We start from the raw sequence: 19,099 nt of genomic DNA on the forward strand, positions 1-19,099 counted from the left end.
GGGCTATAAGGCCCGGTCGTGCGCTTTAATCGTATTTTTTTTCTTTGCCCAAAATCTTCAATTATGCTATTCTTACGAAATAAAATTTGGAGCAAAAAACTATGTCTGGAAATACTTTTGGTAAAATTTTTAAAATCACAACTTTCGGCGAAAGCCACGGTCCTGCGCTCGGCGGAATAATCGACGGAGTTCCAGCCGGAATAAAAATCGACCAGACAAAAATTCAGACGGCGCTCGACAGACGCAAACCAGGACAAAGCGCAGGCGGCCAGGCAAACGCTTCTGTCACAGCCCGAAAAGAATCCGACAAAATAGAAATTTTAAGCGGCGTTTTTGAAGAAAAATCAGAAGGAACTTCCATCGGCTTTATAATCCGCAACGAAAGCCAGCACTCAAAAGACTATTCAAACCTTGCAAATACATTTAGACCAGGACATGCGGATTTATCATATTTTTTAAAATATGGCTTTAGAGATTACCGTGGCGGCGGACGAAGCTCTGGAAGAGAAACCGCTGTCCGCGTCGCCGCTGGAGAAGTTGCAAGACAGGTGCTTGAACACTTCTGCCCGCAAATAAAAATTACCGCTTACACTCAGCGCGCGGCAGGAATCAGCATTCAAAAAATAGATTTTTCGCAGATTGAGCAGAATGCCCTTCGCGCCCCGGACAACGACGCAGCGGCAAAAATGAACGAAAAAATCGAGGAACTCCGCAAAAATGGAGATTCTGCCGGCGGAATAATCGCCTGCAGTGTAACAGGACTTCCAGCAGGTTTGGGAGAATGTGTTTTTGACAAGCTTGATGCGCTTTTGGCACACGCAATTTTAAGCATAGGCGCAGTTAAAGGAATTGAATTTGGCGCAGGCTTTGAAGCCGCCGATTTAACAGGAAGCAAAAATAACGACATTATGCGTGTAAATTCTGACGGCTCAAAGGTTGAATTTTTAACAAACAATGCCGGCGGAATTTTAGGAGGAATTTCCAACGGAAACGAAATCTTCTTCAGAGTTGCCGTAAAACCAGTTCCCTCAATTTTTAAAGAGCAGCAAACTGTTTCTGTTGACGAAAACGGCAAATTTCATAACGAAAACCTCAAAATCGAAGGACGCCACGATGTCTGCCTTTGTCCAAGGATTGTTCCTGTAATCGAAGCCATGACAGCTGTCACCCTCTGTGATTTATTCTTGCAGAACAAAGCCGGAAGAATATAAGTTCCGTCGTTTTTTTCAAAAATTCATCGTAATTCTCACTACACTTTTATAAAAACACTGTTATAATTATAGTGCAAAATTTTTATAAAAAAATGGGAGTTATTATGAAAAAATGTTTCAAAATTGCCGCAATGGTTCTGGCTTTTTTGGCAGCTGTTTCGGTATCTGCCCAGACCCGCAAAGTTGATGTCTGGGATTTTGGTGGCGTTGAAGAAAAAAATGCTGTCAATCACATTAAAATTTCCGATTTAGACAATCTTTCGGGACTTGCCGCAGACGGAAAATTCGAAGCCGGTGAATACACTTTTGGAGATCTTACTTTAAAAACCGAAAAAAATGACCGCGCCTATTACAATGGTTCAAAAAATTATGGAACCCAAGGCTATTCTTCTTTTGAATTTAGCGACGGCTATATTTCTGACGGGATTTATTACTGCAACGGAAAAGGAGGAGAATCAAAACGCTACCTGCTTTTAAGAAACGTAAAGGCTGGTGACATTGTTACTTTTTACGGACGGGCCTCAAACGGTTCAGAAGATAAAATTCACTTCGTATCTGTAAGCGAATCTGGCGAAAAAAACGGCATTCAGGACGAATCCGCATGGCTCAACGGAGAGTCAAAACGATGGTCTTACATTGCAGTTTCTGACGGCTCTTATAAAGTTTACTGCGAAGCAACAGGCGCAAAACCAGTTTATTACCGCATTACACGCACTCCTGGCGTAAATGTAAACGGTTCAATCAAAGGGCTTCATTCAAAAGGTGAATTAAAATTCGTCGTTTCAGAAACAAAGCAGCAGCTTCCGGCAACAATTTCTGGCGGAAGCTACACAACACGTCTTCCGGCAGGATTTACATTTACGGCGGTTTTGGAAGGCGTTAAAGGATTTGGAATTTCGGCAGACACAAAACAGATTTCAATTTCCCAGGACGCACAGGCTTCTTTCAAAAAAGACCTCGCTGCTTCAGAAATGAAAACTTACATCGCCGATGGAAAAATCAGCGGTTTTGCAAAAGATTTTTCTTCATCATCTGCAAAACTCATAATGACTCCTCCGGCAAATTCTCTTTATCTTCCAGTAGAAATCGAAATTCAGAATACTAGCGGAGATTTTTCTTTTAAGGGCGAACTTGAGCCTGCCGTTCAATACACAGTCTCTCTCAAAGGCGCAAACGATTACACAGTAGCGAAAGACACGATTTTTGAAGGAACTGCGGCTTTTACAAAGGACATTCAAGTTGAATTAAAGCCAGTCTACGATGTAAACGGAAAATTCATCGGCGACACTTCAATCATGCCTTCATCTATTTCATTCAAAAATCTTGAAGACGGCTACACTTATACTGGAGCAGCCGCAAACGGAATTTACGGAACAAAACTCCGCGACGGAAATTACGAAGTTTTATGCGAAACTGAAAAAACTGCGACAATGAATCACATCTCTGTTTCCGGCTCAAACGTTACAAAAGATATTTTGATGAGCTCAAAAGACAAAACCGTAAATCAAATTCCTCTCAAAAAGGACATTTACGTTGGAGGCAAAAAACAGGACTATTCATCTGTAAAACAGGCTGTAAAAGCCGCTCATGCAATGGCTCCAAAATCAGAAGCCGACAGAATTACAATTCATATTGCTCCGGGAATTTACCGCGACCAGGTTATAATCGACACTCCATACATTACCCTGAAAAATGACACTCCAACTCAGGAAGTAAAGCTCACCTGGTATTATGGAATCGGATACAATTATTATTCGGCAGATTTAAATGGCTACTACGATGAAGAGAGAGCCTATGACAAATTTGAAAAGAAAAGCGTAGCAAAGTGGGGAGTTGCAACTTACGTAAAAAAAGATGCAAAATTTTTCCGCGCAGAAGGAATTACTTTTGAAACTTCGTTTAACAAATATGTTACCGCCGAAGAATTAAAGGACGGTGTAGAACCAGACGGAACTACAATTGCATTTGTAAGAAAGCTCAATTCCGATGTTCAGTCAAAGGCGGCGACAGAGCGCGCGTCTGCAATCTGTACAGAAGCGGACCAGGCTGAATTTGTAAACTGTAAATTCTTGGGTTCTCAGGACACTCTCTACACAGGAGCAGATTCAAGACAGTATTACAAAAACTGCTATATCGAAGGCAATACCGACTTTATTTTTGGTGACGGCGATGTTGTTTTTGAAAACTGTCAGATTGTTTGGGCTGGATATTCTGATTCAAAAAACAGCGGATATTTAACCGCAGCCCGCAATGCAAAAGAAAAAGGCTATCTGTTCTATAACTGCATAATCAATGCAGACCAGAACAATATGCAAGCTCCGGGCTACTTCGGAAGACCATGGGGACCGAAAGCAAGCGTTGCATTTGTAAATACGATTTTTGCATACGAAGGAATTATAAATCCGCAGGGCTGGACGAGTATGAGCGGAAACAAACCTAAAAATGCAAATTTCTTTGAATATAATTCAATGTGGGACAATACAGGCGTTGATGTAAGCCATCGCGACGGCGGAAAAATCATTGCGGATGCAGGAGCTTACAGTCCTTCAAATTATTTTATCGGCTGGACACCTGTAGCTTATTCTGCGCCAAAGCCGTCCGAAGTAAAAATCAAAAAAGCAAGTTTTACAACAGATGACGACATAAATACGCCTTATCCTGGACACACAATCACCCTTCATTACGAATTTAACGGTTCAGGAGAAGACTGTTCTCTGATCCAGTGGTTTAGGACAAAAGATAAAAAAGACACACTCATAAAACAGAGCACTGGTTTTGCCGACAAAACTTATCTTATTTCAAGAGCAGATTCTGGATTCAACTTAAAAGCTGTAATTACGCCAATGAACCGCTCAGGCAAAGCAGGAAAAACTGTAACTGTAGAACTGGACAAAAAGATTAACGAAGGCTATGCAATTCCTTCAAAAGCAACGGCAGTTCGTCCGCGTGCAGAAGGAAAGGTAAATGTTTTCCTTGCCTCTGACTCGACTTGTAAAGATTATTCTGCGCTCGGAATGTGGAACAACGGTCAGACAAGAAACGAGGGAGCCTGGGGAGAATTCTTGCAGTGCTTCTTTAACGGCGCCGTTGAAGTTCAAAACTACGCAAACGGAGGACGCTCAAGCCGCAACTTTATAAACGAAGGCTCGCTGGAAAAAATCAGACAGCAGATTGGAAAAGGCGACTATCTTTTTATTCAATTTGGACACAATGACTGCTCAAACGGAGCAGGATACCTCGAAGACCGCTACGTTCCTCTTGGAGAACCAAATAAAAAAGGAATTTACCCGATCCATGAAGGAAAAAAAGTCCGCACTCCAGACAGTTATTTTGAAAAATACGGAAATTCGTTCTATTCTTATGACTGCGGCGGAACTTACAAATGGTATCTTATGCAGTACGTAAATGTTGCGCTCGAAGCAGGAGCAACTCCTGTGCTCGTAACGCCTGTAAGCCGAATGTACTTTGACGGAAAAGGAAGAATCACTCCTCACCACGACTCAAAAGACACTTCGACAAAAACTCAGATTACAAGAAACAACGCTTATGTAGAAGCTGTTCGCCAGCTTGCAAAAGAAAAGAAAATTCTTTTGATTGACGGTTTTGAAATTACAAAAAATCTCTACGAAAAAGCATATTCTGACTGCGGAAACAAAATTGAAGCAAAAGAGCTTATGTTTGCCGGAGATTCAACACATAACAATAAACTCGGCGGTTTTGTAATTGCAGGTGAATTTGCAAAAGAAATTAAAAAGGTAATTCCTGCGCTTGCACCAAGCATTATACATCCGAAAAATGCAATGGGCGAAAACAGCGACGGAAAAATTATGTTTACTGTTGATCAGGACGGAAAAATGGAAAGCTATGACAAATACTGGACCCGCTACGAACAGAGCGTAATGGACAGTCTTGGAAAATAGTTTTTTGCGGTAGGGATGGAAGTACTTGCGTAGCAATCCACCGCAGGCTTTAGCCGAGGAGGATGGAGCGAAAGCGGAAGTACGGACAGCCCGTTAAACCGCCCCGAAAATTTTTAGGCTTCCGGTCAAAAATTTACGGCCGGAAGTTTTTTTGCAATTTTAAAGCCCATTTGCCCACTTTGCCACATTTACTGTAAAATATAAAAATGAAATTTTCTAACATTGACTTATCCGATTTTGATTTAAAAAAACGCAATTCTGACAAAAAAAATCCAAAAAATTCTAAAAAAATTTTCGCTGTTTTGGGAACAGCTTTTCTAACTATTGCAATTTTGACGGCAGTCTTTTTTTTATGGTCGGCATCGTTTTTTAAAACGCAGAACGTAAAGCCTCTTTCGGAAGAGCAAACCGCTTCTTTAAATGCTTTTTTAAACCAAACCTACTCTCTAAAACGCAGCGAATCGCTCAAACCTCTTCCGTATCCGATTATTGCTGCAGATTTGGAAGTTGATTCAGGGGCGGCAATTCTTGTCGATGCAAAAAATGGCTGCATTCTTTTTGAAAAAAATGCGGATGAAGTCATTCCTCCGGCTTCGATTACAAAGCTCTTTGTAATGTACATTGTTTTTAAGGAAATCGAAAACGGGAACCTTTCTCTGGACGAACTTGTTTCTCCGCCAGAAAACAGCTGGTCAATAAATATGCCGTCTGACGCAAGCCTTATGTTTTTAGGACAAGGGCAGATTGTTACGGTTCGTGAACTTTTGACCGGGCTTGCTGTGGCTTCGGGAAACGATGCGGCCCTTGCGCTGGCATATAAAATTTCTGGAAGTACTAAAGATTTTGTTGCAAGAATGAACTATGAAGCAAAAATTTTGGGCCTGACTCACACTCATTTTGAAGAGCCAAGCGGTTATTCAGAAAAAAATGTTACAACTGCGCGCGAACTTGCCGAATTCTGCAGAATTTATATAAACCGTTATCCGGAAAGCTTGAGGGATTATCACAGCGCAAAAGAAATTCTCTACCCTCTCGAAAAAAATCTTCCGAGCTGGGAAAAAGCAAAAGGAGATTCAACGGCAATTTACCAAAGAAACACAAATCCGCTTCTTGGAAAAATGGAAGGTTGCGACGGGCTAAAAACAGGATTTATTTACGAGAGCGGTTACAATCTTGCTTTGACGGCAAAACGGAACGGAGTAAGATTTTTGTCTGTTACGATGAAAGGACCGGGAACTGGCTCTAAACAGGGAAATTTTTACCGCGTAAAAGACGGAACGACCCTTATGGAATGGGCTTTTTCTTCGTTTGCCGACTACATTCCTGAAAATAAAATTCAAAAAAATTATCCAGTTGCAGTTCCAGGAGCAAAAACAAAATTCGTAAACCTTGTTCCTGCCTGGACAAATGCGGTTACAGTTCCGCACATCAGTTCTCAAACTGCGGCAGAAGACGCAGAAAACGTTATTGCCGAAATTCAGCTTCCAAAATGCATCTACGGAGGAACAAAACTTGGAGCCGTTTACGGACAGATTCAGTACAAACTCGGAAACACTGTCTTAGAAACTGTTCCTCTAGTTGCCGACAGAACCGCGCAAAAAGCGGGACTTTGGGGACAATTTTGTGGAAAACTCGCATGTCTGAGAATCCGCTGATTAAAGGCTTTCGTTAAAAGCTACAAACTCATAGCCATTGCTTAAAAGAAGGCTTACAAGAAGGTCAAGCTTTTCGTAAAGCCAGTCGCTTCTTGTGCCTTTTGAAAGACCTGCGCATACAGGAATTACAGAACCGTCTTCCAGATTTTGAGCATAAAACGAAACCAGTTCCAAAGCCGAAAGATAACCGGGTTTTCCGCGGGCTGCTTCTTCGAGAGTGATTGTGTCCAAACTAAAGCGGCCTGCTTCGACATAAGAGTATCCGCAGTTTTTTCCAGCTTTTTTTACTTCGAAATCCGCCTTATAAAACGGTGCATGCCACAGAAGGCTCAATTCTTTTCCTGTTGCCTGAAAAAATTCATCTTCGTTGCGTGCAAGTCCCCGGCGGACAAAGTCTTCGTCAACAACAAAATCTTTTGATGTCAAATCCAATGCCGTAAAAAACATTGAGCCGCATTCGTAACCGCTTTTTGCAATCTGAACGGTTTCTTTTGGATAACGGCGAATAAATTCTCCATTTATAAAAAATGTTGCAGGAATTTTGTATTTTTTTAAGACATAAAGAATAGAACTCAAACCGGAAGCATCATCAAGCGCATCGACTGCAAGAATTATTTTTGCAGGAACCTGTCTTTTTTCCATTGTCTGCGGAAAATAAGCTTTTGTGACTGCTTTTCCTGAAAGAGTGCGCACAAAAAGCGCGTTTTTAAAATTTGAATTTACAGCATTTCCTGTATAAACGCGGAATTTTCCGTTTTGAACAGAACCAGAAGCAACAGCAAGAGGCTCGATAGATTTTGTCCAACTTCCCTTCAATTCATCAAATTCATAAAAAACATCTTTTTTTACGGCATCTGCTGCAAAAACAACAGTGTCAGATTTCCAAAAAACTTTTGACGCGGCGGAAAGAAACAAAACCGATGATTTTTCGATTTCTGAACCAAGCTGCCATTTTTTTACGGTAGATTCTCCGCCAACATAAACCGAAGAATCTGTTCCCCAGACAAACGAAACAATTTTTTCTCCGGAAAGATGATCAACTTCTGTCCAGGTATTTGATTCAAAAACAAAAAGAGAATTTTCCTTTGCAAAGCAGATTTTTTTTCCGTCGGGCGACAGCTGAGGCTCGATTACAGAATCTGTTGAAGAAAGGAATTTCAATTCGCTTCCAAGGCTGTAAAATGCCGATATTTGCGCACCGTTTTCGTAAGAAAGCAAGTTGAGCCATAAAACGCATTTTGTGTCGCTTGTCCAAAAAACTTTTAAGGCAGTTACGGTTCCCCCGGCTCCAGTCGCAGTTTTTGAAACGACAGGATTTACATATTCAAAGCCAGACTCGTTCAATTTAAAAAGACTTATGATTTTTTTAGATTGAATAAAAATAATCGCCGAAGCCTTTGAGTTTACTGAAAATTCATCATGCTCTTCGTCAAAAATTACAGGAAGCCGGCCACAGACTATTCCTGGTTCGATAACAGAAGAATAAAGACCGCGCGTATAAAGTTCATTTGAACTGATTCTATAAATTAAATCGCGTGCAATATAAATTAAATTTTTTGAATTTGCCCAGCAGACAGAATTTATGTTTCCGCGACCGATCAGCCGAAATTTTTCGGCAAGCTGAACTTTTTGAAAGGCAACTTTCGGCTCACAAAAATAAACATTGCCGTTTTTTTCGTACACAAAAATAGAGCTGTCAGAATTCCATTTTACAGGAATTTTCTCGTAATCCAGCTGTGCCTTCTTGTCTAAAACAGTTTCTTGCAAAGTCGAAGCGTTTTTTAAAATCAGTTCACCTTCTGCAATTCCAGTTTTCTTTATGTAGCAGAGCCATTTTCCGTCTGGACTTGCAATCTGCGGACTTAAAATCTGCGCAGTTTCTGGAATTGAATCCGCACGCGAAATCCACGAAAGAGTCGAATCCGAAAATGAATATCTTGCGGTTCCCCATCTGTTTCTAACCTGCAAAACAGAACCTTTTGAAAGCAATTCCATTTTCTCTGGATAGCAGGTTAAAATTTTTGCAGTCAAAAGAGTTTTTGCATCGGCAGAAAAAGCAGTTGAATAAGACGGGCTTCCGGCAATGCTTTGTTTTATTGTAAAAAGAATTTTATCCTGAGAGTTGATCTCAGGATTTTCAAATGAAATTTCCGAAAAAGCGCAAAATGAGATTGAAAAAAAAACGGCTGACAAAATTTTTTTTATTTTTTTCACTTAGCCATCTCCACGCTCAGAGCCAGAATCGAAAGGTCGCGGTCAAGAGCGTCAAGCTTTTGCTCAAGAGCAACAACGCGTCTTGCCCTGTCTTCCGCCTGTTTCTCTTCAAGATTTTTGAATATCGCTTCAAATGAATCTTTTTTACCGTGCATTTTTTCCTGACCGCACCATGGACAATAAAGAAATTCTTTATCAATAGTTCTTCCGCAGCAACCGCAAACACAAACCGCTTTCATTTTCTTTACCTCTTCAGCAATGACAAAGGATCAACAAGACGGCCATTTTTGTAGACCGTAAAATGCAGATGAGGTCCAGTTGAATATCCTGTTGAACCAACAAGTCCAATTCTCGTTCCCTGGCTCACATTCTGACCGTTCCGGCACAAAATTTTTGACATATGGCCGTAAAGAGTCTGATAACCGTTTCCGTGATTGATTATAACATAATTTCCGAAGATATTGCTCCAGCCAAGCTGAACAATTTTTCCGCTCATTGTGGCATTTACAGGAGTTCCCGTCGGGCAGGCAAGGTCAACTCCGGTATGATTTGAAGGAACTCCAGTAAAAGGATCTGCGCGGCGGCCAAAATAACTTGAAATTTTATAACTTTGGGAAATCGGACAGATAAAAAGTTCGCCCATAGCTTTTTTTAGGGACGCAGAATCCATTCTTGCGCCAGGAATAAAAAGTTCCTTGCCAATTGAAAGAGTTTCATCTGCAAGTTCATTTACATCAAGAATTTCTTCAACGCTCACATGATATTTTACAGAAAGCAAATTTAAAGAATCGCCTTTTGAAATCGTATAAACAATTCCATCCTGGTTTGGAACACGAATTTTCTGCCCTGCCATAAGAGTCCGGACATTGTCGATTCCGTTTACAGAAATCAAAGTCGAAATATTTGTAAGACCAAATTTTAAGGCAATCGAACTAATTGTATCGCCGCTCTTTACCTTGTACGACTGATAAGAAATCGCCTTTGCCAGTCCTACAGAACTTGGCGTAAGGATTTTTCCATCGTCAGAAAGAACATTTCCGTTTTCGTCAAAACTTGCTTCTGAAGATGTCATTGCGAATTTTGACATTGCGCTGTTCAAAGTTTCAATTTCACTCGAAAAAGTTTCTCCCATTTTTAAAGGACCTGTAAAAGCTTGAGAATAGTTTAAAATTTTTACAGAAAAATAAGGAACGAAAAGACAAAGCAACAAAAAAATGCAGATTCTTTTTAAGCGCGCAGGACGAATCAGACTCCTGAAATTTACATAGGGAACAGAAACCGCAAAAGCAGGATTAGAGCGCGCTCCTGAAAAAGCTTTTTTAGAATGTTCAAACTCCGAAAACTTAAAAGCCTTTCTTCTGAATTTTAAAAGTAAACTTTTGGTTCTGGCAGAGCTTCTCGATTTTGGAGAGCTGCCAACATAACTGATTATCTGCATACGTCTATTATCGGAACGCAAAATTCGTTATATTAGAAAAAAGATGTCTAAGTCAAATTTATCCTCAACAAATAAATCTATAATTTTTATAACCTGCTGCGGTCTTCTTTTGGGTTTTATCGTTAAACTTTTTGCGGTTGAAGTTCTTCACGTTTCCGGAACTTCTATGGAAAGCGCGATTCACGACAAATCAACTGTCGTTGTAAACAAACTCGCCTACGGAATTATCAAGCCTTTTTCAAACTCGCTTTTGATTCAATGGAAGGAGCCTCAAGCTGGCGATGTCGTCATTTATTTATATAACAACAAAATAGTCGTAAAAAGGTGCGTTGCCTGCGAAGGACAGTCACTAGAATATTCATCAAATCCAGTGTATACTGTAAAAGTTGGAGACAATGAAATTCCGCTTACAGAAAGCCAGTATATGCGGCTAAAAGACGCAGCTCAGGTTCCAGAAGGTTATATACTGGCTGTCGGCGACAATTATGAAGTTTCGGTTGACTCGCGTGATTACGGTTTTGTTTCTGTAAAAAATGTGTTGGGAAAAGTTTTATGCAAATGAACGAATACTTCAACAAAAGACGGGTTTTGATATTTTGCATCGTTATAGCGCTGTTTGCAGGTTATATTTTCTTCAAATATGCAGTTCTTGCCTTAAAAAAAACACCGGAAACAAAAACTTATTCTCCGCTTGTGCAGAGAGGCTCTATTTTAGACAAAAATGGGAAACCTCTTGCTGTTCCGACAAATTTTTATCACGTAGGAGCAACGCCTTCTGCAATCAAAGACTTGGGAAATTTTGTAAAACTTTTTTCGCCAGTTCTAAAAATTGATGAGCATCAGCTGGCAAACACAATTTCTTCCAACGCAGATTCAAATTTTGTTTACCTCAAGAAAAAAATCGACCAAAACGATTATGAAATTTTAAAAGAAATTACGGACAAAAATGGACTTTTTTCGGCGGTCAGGTTTGACAGAGTTCCAGGAAGGATTTATCCAGAAAAGGAACTTGCCAGCCAGGTGATCGGCTACATGGGGAGCGACGGAACAGGGCTTACAGGAATTGAATACACAGAACAAAACCTGCTTTCACCTCCTGTAAATCCAGACGCTCCGATTGATGTTGAAGGGAAAAATATTTATCTGACGATTGATGCAAATCTTCAGTTCAAATTGGAAAAAATTGCGCAAAATGCAATTGAACGGACTCATGCGGCAAGCTTGATGATGATTGCAGCAGAAGCAAAAACTGGAGAAATTATTTCTTATATTTCACTTCCATCGGCAGATTTAAATCAGTATTCAAAGGCAACTCCCGCCCAAATGAAAGATTTGCCGGCAACCGAAAGTTATGAACCCGGTTCTGTTTTTAAAATTTTTTCAATTGCGGCTTTTTTTGACTCAGGCGCGATTTCTGAAAATGACACTTTTTATTGCGATGGAATTTACGAAAAAAAGACTTCCAGCGGCGAAAGAATAAGAATCACCTGTCTTGACCACCACGGCTGGATTACCGCCAGAGAAGCGCTCAAATTTTCGTGCAACGATGCTTTGGCTCAAATGTCTGAAAAAATTGAAAGTGAACAGTTTTTGTCCAGACTGAGAAGTTTTGGTTTTGGCTCAAAAACAGGAGTAGAGCTTCCCGGAGAAACAGCAGGCGCAGTCCGCAATACCAGCGACAGATTCTGGTCTGCCCGCTCAAAGCCGACAATTGCAATCGGACAGGAGATTTCCGTAAGTGCGCTGCAAATGGTCGAAGCCGCAACTGCAATTGCAAACGGCGGAATTCCGGTTCAACTTACTTTAATTAAAAAAATTACAAACCAGGCTGGAATTGAAGAATACATCCATTCTCCAAATTTTAAACCGCAGATAATAAACAATCAGACTTCAAAATATATCTTGAGCTGCATGCAAACTGTTGCACAGACAGGAACTGGCTCAAGAGCAAACTTGAGCGATATTTCAATCGGTGTAAAAACAGGAACTGCACAAATGGCAGATCCTGTAAACGGAGGATATTCAAAAACAGACTTTATCTCTAACTGTATTGCAATTTTTCCGACCGAAAATCCGGAAATAATACTCTATATTGTAATTGAAAAGGCAAAAGGCGAAACTTACGCTGGAAGAATTGTTGCTCCTGTTATTGGCGAAGCGGCAAGCATAATAATCGACCATTTGGGGATGAGCCGAGGAGGAGCGTCGAGCCTTGCACATTCAGGACTTATAAAAATTCAAAACAATGCGGAAATTCAAATCGACAAGACAGTTCCGAATTTTAAGGGACTTCCAAAGAGAAACCTCCTGCCATTGCTAAACCGCTCTGATTTAAAAATTAAAATCAACGGCGAAGGATGGGTTACCGCTCAGACGCCTGAACCTGGAGTTCCGCTCACACAGGACACCGAAATTGAACTCTTTTTGGAATAAAAACATTTCTCTTTTTAAAGCACGTTTTTCTTTTCTGGCAGAACAACTCGAAAAAACTTTTCCTCTAAATGAACAAAAAGAACCTGATTTTGCTTTTTGGCAAGTCGTTATTTCAAAAAACGGAGAACTTACCGCCAAAGAAAACGGAATTTTTCTTCATTCATCGTATGCGCCAAAAAAAGAAGCTGTTTCAACCGTCAAAAATGCAAAAACAGAACAGACAGAATGCGCCGTTTTTTTTTCAATGGGACTTGGCTACGCCCCTTTAGAATGGGCAAAAAGTTTTCCTGAAGATTCGATAATCATTGTAGAACCAGAACCTCAATATTTTTTTGCAGCCTTAAAATATACAGATTTCGAACCATTGCTTAAGCACAAAAAACTGATTGTTCTTTTACAGGCAGAACTCCACGATGTAATTACTCTGACAGAACATTCTGCGCCATTTTCACACACCGCGCTCATAGAAAACAAAGCGCAGTCTCAACATTCAAAAGAATATTTTGAATCACTTCATTTCCTTTTTGAGCGCAATCAGCAAAAAGAAAAAATAAACAGTTCTACACTCGAAAAATTTTCAAAGCTTTGGCTAAGAAATTCCTGCTTTAACCTGCCGTTTTTGGCCATTTTGGACGGAATAAACATTTACAAAAATGTCTGTCCACAAGACCTGCCCTGTCTTTTGATTGCCGCAGGTCCAGGACTTTCAGAAATTCTGCCTTTTTTAAAAGAATTAAAAAAACGCTGTCTGACAGTTGCAGTCGACACTGCCCTGAGCGCCTGCCTAAAAGCAGAGGTTGAACCAGATTTTATTGTCCTTACCGATCCGCAATACTACGCCTACAGGCACATTGCAGGGCTTAAAAGCAAGTCCAGCGTTTTGATTACGGAATCCGCCGTCTGCCCGGCAGTTTACCGTTTTAACTGCCGAAAAACAGTTTTGTGCTCATCACTTTTTCCGCTCGGTCAGTATTTTGAAGCAAAACTCGGTCACAAAGGAAAACTTGGAAGCGGAGGCTCAGTTGCCACAACGGCTTGGGATTTTTGCAGGATAATCGGCGCAAAAGAAATTTATTGCGCAGGACTTGATTTAGGTTATCCAAAAAAAAATACACATATCCGTGGTTCTCTTTTTGAAGAAAAAGCGCATTTTTCAAGCACAAGGTTGAATTCTGCCGAAAAAATGCTTGCAACTTCAATTTTTGCGGCAAATCCGGTTTTAGGACAAGATTACGAAAAAAACACAATTGTTACGGATTCAAAAATGAAGATGTTTGCATGGTGGTTTGAAAGCCAGACTCAAAAATATCCTGAAACGACCTCTTTTTCGCTCAGCAAAACTTCCCTAAAAATTCCAGGATTTTACTGCGCAGACGTCCAGACTTTGCTTAAGCAGGACGAAAAGATAAGCCTTCGCAACCAGTTTTTTGAAGCCGAAAAAAAATCTCGAAAATCAGACTGCGGACAGCAAAAACTTTTGCAAAATTTTAACGCTGCATTTGAAGAACTCAAAAATGGCCTTGAAAACCTTTACTCGCTTGCAAGAAAAGCGTTTTTTACCTGCGAAAAAACAATTTCCGACAAAAATCTTTCTACAGAAAAAATTCAAAAGGCGCTAAAATCTCTTGAGCAAACTGATTTTGAACTAAGAAATTCTCAGTTTACACAAATTGCCTCGCTTGTTTTTCCGACTGAAGCAAAACTCAACGAACTTTTCGGTTCACAAGTTTTACCAAAAGACAAAACCTCCGCAGTTTTTTCACGTTCAAAAATTGTATACGAAGAATTGATGAAATCCGTGCGCCAGTATCAGCAATTTTTGCAAAAAAATGATTTTTTTTCAAAAAACACTAAAGTCGAATTTACAAAGGAACGATAATATAAATGTCTTTGGTTGAAACAACAGGACGTGAAAAACCTTTTTAGGCTTTTCAAACATCCAGACGCCCTGTAAAAATAAAAGACGCGCCGAATAACCGGCTTTCCATGTAAAAAAGAGAAGAAAAAGTGAAAGTTTTCTTCTCTTTTTTTGTTTTGTGGCAGGGATGGTAGTGGACGCGAAGCGTGTGCAAAGCACCGGAGGCGCGCAAGACGCCGTAGCCACGGACAGCCCGGTTTTTGTGAAGCGGAGCGAAACAAAAAGCCACCCAATAAAAATTTAATAATCTGCTGAATTCTGCCGATAATACCAATATGAATTCGTTTCCAGTTTCGACAATAAAAGAAAACACATTCTTTAACCGCGACCTTTTTATTGATAAAAATTTTTTGCTTTTAAACTCTTTGTGCCCGTTTACGGATTCTCTAAAAAAAACGCTTCTTGAATGGGGATTTAAAGCCGTTTATTCAGAAGGCTCGCAGGGAGTTGGACAAATTTCTGTTCCTGTAAAAGCAGATCCGGCAGATTTTAAAAATGTTTCTATTGACGATCTTGAACTGGACGATTCGGATAAAAAGCCAAAGATTGGCGAAAATGCAAAAAAAGCAATTAAAGACGCAAAAGCAAGCCTTGCAAACAATGAAAAATCGCGGATGGACGTTGTTCAAACTGTTTATAACGAATACATGAATTACATAACCGCCGTCTATACACGCTATGCAACTCACAAAGTTTTAAATTACACTGAAATTTCAGAAACTGTCAAAGAACTGTGCATTTTTATAAAAGAAAACCGCCGCTACGTTCTGCGCATTACGCCTTCTCAAGACACAATTACAAAAAACTATCTTATAAGCCACAGCATGCGCTCGACTGTAATTGCAATTGTAATTGCGCTTCAGCTTAGATTTTCTCTTTCAAAAATCGTTGATTTGGGAGTTTGCTGCATTCTGCACGAAATTGGACAAATTCGCCTTCCGCCACAGCTTTATATGACAGACAGGCGTCTTTCTCCGTCAGAAAAACAAAAACTCGCGACACATGCAGTTTTGGGCTTTAACATTGCAAAAGAAAACAATTTTCCAACTCAAATTCAGCTTGGAATTTTGGAACATCATGAGCGCGAAAACCGTTCAGGCTACCCTCGCCGCCTTGAAGGAAGCCAAATTGACATTTTTGCAAAGATTATTGGAGTAGCATGCACCTTTGAAGCAATTACCGCTCCAAGACACTTTAGGCAGGCCCGCTCTTCTTATGCTGCCATGGTCGAAATTCTTAAAAATGAAGGAAAACAGTTTGACGACACCGTAATCAAGGCGCTGCTCTACTCTCTTTCGCTTTTTCCAATTGGAGCGTGGGTTTACCTTGTCAACGGAAAAATTGCCCAAGTTACGGACGCAAGTCCAGATTCCCCAGGAAATCCGATTGTTTCTCTCCTTGGCGAAAAAGATTCCTTTGGAAATCCAATTACGATTCAGACTGACAACGACAAAAACAAAATTGTCCGGGTTTTAAACAAGCAGGAAACTCAGGATATGCTCAAAACGATGAATATTCAAAAATAAAGAAGAATTTAAAACTAATTAGGCTCAATTTCGAGTTTCGCTAAAAATAGCTACTTAGCCCGAATGTCGCGTTTTGATAAGAACAGTAATTTAAGTGTCATGGAGATTGGCTAATAAAGCTCTAAATGACATTGCCGTGCTTGATACTGCGATGTTTGCATAGTAAACTCGGTTAGCAATCTCTAAATAATTGTAATATATACATTCGATTTTCGGATTCAGCCCCAGAAAAAAAATGACATAAAAAATTCTTTTTGGTCATTTCCATCTGTCGGAATTTTTCAGTAAATTATCGGGACCAAGCCCGATAATGACAAAAAAAGGGAAAAAAGTCCAAAACTAATTAAAAAAGAATCTTGCTTTTTCGAGTTCCTGTTCAAATTTTTCGTCAATTATCGGTGGATTTTCTGTAAAATATAGAATTTGCTGTAATTCTTCCTGGCTGTGAGCGCCCCAAACAGGAACTGCGGAATCAAATTGGCTAAAAAAACCCAGCGCAAGAGGAATATTCTGGACTACGCCACCACACAACGGCTGCATTGCAATAAAACCGACGTCTTTTTCGCGACAGTCAAGAACAAGTTCCTGAACTTCGATAGGACATAAAAGATTAAATGGATATTGCAAAGTTTCCCAGGGACCGTTTCCATTCAATAAATTGCGCGCCATATCAAAATTTTCAGTACAAATTCCAATATGGTGAATTATGCCTTGCTTTTTAAGGTTCAAAAGTTTTTCAACGATTTTATCCTCTCCTTCGCATTTTGGCAAAAAAGAAGGATTATCCAACTGGTAAAGGTCGATATAATCTGTTTTTAAGGCGGCAAGACTCAATTCAATATCACGGAAAAGCTCATCGTTATTAGAGGCTCGTGTTTTTGTTGCTATAAAAATATCTTTTCTAATTGCACCATGAAGGGCGCTTCCGAGGCGTTTTTCGCTTTCTTCGCTTGTCCGCGACGTGTCAAAAAAATTTATTCCCCCTTCATAAGCACTGCTTATAATTTGAGAAGCCTGCTCATCGTCAGAAACATTTGCTAAAGCCATTGCTCCCAATGCAGTTCGGCTTACGAGAAGATTAGATTTTCCTAGGGCTACATAATCCATAAAAACAGAAACAAAGGCTGTCAGAAAAACATAATTCAAAAAAATATTTTTCCGGCAGCCTATTTTTTAATCTCTTACAACAGGTTTGTAATTTTTAATTGCGTTAAAAAGGAAAGCGTGCAGGTCAGAGAGTTTTACTCTTTCCTGTTCCATTGAGTCGCGGAAGCGGACAGTAACAGTGTCAAAAAGTTCATTTGCAGAACCGTCTTCTTTCTTTTCGGTAATTGTATCGTAATCAACTGTTACACAGAAAGGAGTTCCAACTTCGTCCTGTCTGCGATAGCGTTTTCCAACTGTACCAGAAGTATCGAAATCTGTAACAAAATCTTCTTTTAAAAGATGCTGAATTTCCTTTGCCTTTTCTGAAAGTCCGTCTTTTTTCATCAATGGAAGAACAGCAACTGTAACAGGAGCAAGACGAGGATCGAGATGAAGAACTGTGCGGTAATCTTCTTTTCCGTCTTTTCCGACATTTTCTTCTTCGTAAGCTTCGCACAAGAACATGAGGAAATTGCGGTTAAGTCCAGCAGATGTTTCGATTACATAAGGAATGTATTTTTTGTTTCCGTCTTCCTGATCGATGTAAGACATATCTTTTTTAGAGAATGTCTGGTGCTGAGAAAGGTCAAAGTCTGTTCTTGAGTGAATGCCTTCAACTTCTTCAAAACCGATTGGAAATTTGTAAGTAACATCGTAAGCATCTTTTGCATAATGCGCAAGTTTGTCGTGGTGATGCCATTTCAAGTGATTTTCTGCAATACCGTATTTAAGGTAGAATGCCCAGCGTTCTTTTCTCCAGCGTTCAAAAGTTTCATCTTCTGTTCCTGGCTTACAGAAATATTCCATTTCCATCTGCTCAAACTCGCATGTACGGAAAATAAAGTTTTTAAAGATGATCTCGTTGCGGAAGGATTTGCCAACCTGAGCAACGCCGAAAGGAATTTTCATACGGTTTGACTGCACAATGTTCTTAAAATCAGTAAAAATTCCCTGACAAGTTTCTGGGCGAAGATAAATCAAATGACTTTCATCGGCAATCGGCCCCTGATATGTTTTGAACATAAGATTGAATTCGCGGACAGCCGTATATTTTCTGTTTTTTGAATGACAGGCAGGACAGTCGATGTTCGCATCGATATAAGCCTTCATTTCTTCGTGAGTCATTGTATCAACTGGTTTTCCAGGATCTTTGTCTGGATTTGCGGCGACAAAATCTTCAATCAATTTATCTGCACGGTGGCGAGCCTGACATTCAAGACAGTCAACCATTGGGTCTGAAAAATGATCTACGTGGCCAGAAGCCTTCCATGTTGTGTGATGCTGGAAAATTGCAGAATCAAGACCAACAACATCATCGTGAAGCTGAGTCATTTCTTTCCACCACGCATTCTGAATATTGCGTTTAAAATCTACACCCAAAGGACCGTAATCCCAAGCACCAGCCTGACCGCCGTAAATTTCCGAAGCCTGATAAACAAAACCACGTCTTTTGCAGAGTGAAATGATTTTGTCGAGCGTACATGCATGCGGATCAACCGCAGTCTTTTCGTCTTTTGCCATAATATCTCCTAATCCGTCACTGGCTTGCGACAGTTACTAAAAATATAATGAAAAAGATTATATCACAAAAAATTATACGTGAAAACATACATAGAACAGGCACAAAAACTCCAAAAG

General features: G+C 40.0%; 12 protein-coding genes. 7 read left to right on the forward strand and 5 right to left on the reverse strand.

The features are described 5' to 3' along the window. Positions 1-101: 101 nt before the first annotated feature. From aroC to B3Y13_RS02410, 3 genes are all read left to right on the forward strand, one after another. Positions 102-1,211, forward strand: a complete 1,110-nt coding sequence (gene aroC, locus B3Y13_RS02400; RefSeq protein WP_296666804.1) for a chorismate synthase — start codon at positions 102-104, stop codon at positions 1,209-1,211. A 104-nt stretch (positions 1,212-1,315) separates the two neighbouring features. After that, positions 1,316-5,131, forward strand: coding sequence for a pectinesterase family protein (locus tag B3Y13_RS02405; RefSeq protein WP_296692478.1), 3,816 nt, complete (start codon positions 1,316-1,318; stop codon positions 5,129-5,131). 206 nt (positions 5,132-5,337) lie between these two features. Further along, the gene (locus B3Y13_RS02410; RefSeq protein WP_296692482.1) at positions 5,338-6,786 is read left to right on the forward strand and encodes a D-alanyl-D-alanine carboxypeptidase family protein; all 1,449 of its coding nucleotides are present in this window, start codon (positions 5,338-5,340) and stop codon (positions 6,784-6,786) included. On the opposite strand, the gene B3Y13_RS02415 is transcribed toward B3Y13_RS02410, so the two are convergent. The 3 genes from B3Y13_RS02415 to B3Y13_RS02425 are packed head-to-tail and all read right to left on the reverse strand — an operon-like array spanning position 6,787 to position 10,438. After that, positions 6,787-9,000, reverse strand: a complete 2,214-nt coding sequence (locus tag B3Y13_RS02415; protein ID WP_296692486.1) for a polysaccharide deacetylase family protein — start codon at positions 8,998-9,000, stop codon at positions 6,787-6,789. After that, positions 8,997-9,239: a hypothetical protein gene (locus tag B3Y13_RS02420; protein ID WP_296020247.1), complete on the reverse strand. Its 243-nt coding sequence runs from the start codon at positions 9,237-9,239 to the stop codon at positions 8,997-8,999. Before B3Y13_RS02420 ends, B3Y13_RS02415 begins: the two co-directional genes overlap by 4 nt. Positions 9,240-9,244: 5 nt before the next feature. Further along, complete coding sequence (locus B3Y13_RS02425) at positions 9,245-10,438, reverse strand: M23 family metallopeptidase (RefSeq protein ID WP_296020250.1); 1,194 nt, start codon at positions 10,436-10,438, stop codon at positions 9,245-9,247. A 43-nt stretch (positions 10,439-10,481) separates the two neighbouring features. Here B3Y13_RS02425 and lepB point away from each other — a divergent pair, with 43 nt between their 5' ends. The 4 genes from lepB (at position 10,482) to B3Y13_RS02445 (ending at position 16,315) form a co-directional block, all read left to right on the forward strand. Beyond that, the gene (gene lepB / locus B3Y13_RS02430) at positions 10,482-11,000 is read left to right on the forward strand and encodes a signal peptidase I (RefSeq protein WP_296666792.1); all 519 of its coding nucleotides are present in this window, start codon (positions 10,482-10,484) and stop codon (positions 10,998-11,000) included. Next, positions 10,991-12,871 carry a penicillin-binding protein gene (locus B3Y13_RS02435; protein ID WP_349681355.1) on the forward strand — a complete coding sequence of 627 codons (1,881 nt, stop codon included), beginning with the start codon at positions 10,991-10,993 and terminating at the stop codon, positions 12,869-12,871. The genes lepB and B3Y13_RS02435 overlap by 10 nt, the downstream gene beginning before the upstream one ends. Beyond that, the gene (locus tag B3Y13_RS02440; RefSeq protein WP_296692489.1) at positions 12,852-14,750 is read left to right on the forward strand and encodes a 6-hydroxymethylpterin diphosphokinase MptE-like protein; all 1,899 of its coding nucleotides are present in this window, start codon (positions 12,852-12,854) and stop codon (positions 14,748-14,750) included. The genes B3Y13_RS02435 and B3Y13_RS02440 overlap by 20 nt, the downstream gene beginning before the upstream one ends. A gap of 314 nt (positions 14,751-15,064) precedes the next feature. After that, positions 15,065-16,315, forward strand: coding sequence for an HD-GYP domain-containing protein (locus B3Y13_RS02445; RefSeq protein ID WP_296020257.1), 1,251 nt, complete (start codon positions 15,065-15,067; stop codon positions 16,313-16,315). 339 nt (positions 16,316-16,654) lie between these two features. Here the strand turns inward: B3Y13_RS02445 and B3Y13_RS02450 are convergent, their stop codons facing one another. Next, positions 16,655-17,461, reverse strand: coding sequence for an aldo/keto reductase (locus B3Y13_RS02450; RefSeq protein WP_296692491.1), 807 nt, complete (start codon positions 17,459-17,461; stop codon positions 16,655-16,657). Positions 17,462-17,488: 27 nt separating this feature from the next. Further along, positions 17,489-18,982: a glycine--tRNA ligase gene (locus tag B3Y13_RS02455; protein WP_296020264.1), complete on the reverse strand. Its 1,494-nt coding sequence runs from the start codon at positions 18,980-18,982 to the stop codon at positions 17,489-17,491. Between the last annotated feature and the right edge of the window lie 117 nt (positions 18,983-19,099).

The sequence above is a fragment of the Treponema sp. UBA7567 genome (assembly GCF_002476655.1).
In the GTDB taxonomy this organism is placed as follows: domain Bacteria; phylum Spirochaetota; class Spirochaetia; order Treponematales; family Treponemataceae; genus Treponema_D.

Bases quoted from the DNA above. Each gene is read 5' to 3' on its own strand.
- aroC (WP_296666804.1), top strand. From the start codon at position 102: ATGTCTGGAAATACTTTTGGTAAAATTTTTAAAATCACAACTTTCGGC.
- B3Y13_RS02405 (WP_296692478.1), top strand. From the start codon at position 1,316: ATGAAAAAATGTTTCAAAATTGCCGCAATGGTTCTGGCTTTTTTGGCA.
- B3Y13_RS02410 (WP_296692482.1), top strand. From the start codon at position 5,338: ATGAAATTTTCTAACATTGACTTATCCGATTTTGATTTAAAAAAACGC.
- B3Y13_RS02420 (WP_296020247.1), bottom strand. From the start codon at position 9,239: ATGAAAGCGGTTTGTGTTTGCGGTTGCTGCGGAAGAACTATTGATAAA.
- B3Y13_RS02425 (WP_296020250.1), bottom strand. From the start codon at position 10,438: ATGCAGATAATCAGTTATGTTGGCAGCTCTCCAAAATCGAGAAGCTCT.
- lepB (WP_296666792.1), top strand. From the start codon at position 10,482: ATGTCTAAGTCAAATTTATCCTCAACAAATAAATCTATAATTTTTATA.
- B3Y13_RS02435 (WP_349681355.1), top strand. From the start codon at position 10,991: ATGCAAATGAACGAATACTTCAACAAAAGACGGGTTTTGATATTTTGC.
- B3Y13_RS02445 (WP_296020257.1), top strand. From the start codon at position 15,065: ATGAATTCGTTTCCAGTTTCGACAATAAAAGAAAACACATTCTTTAAC.
- B3Y13_RS02455 (WP_296020264.1), bottom strand. From the start codon at position 18,982: ATGGCAAAAGACGAAAAGACTGCGGTTGATCCGCATGCATGTACGCTC.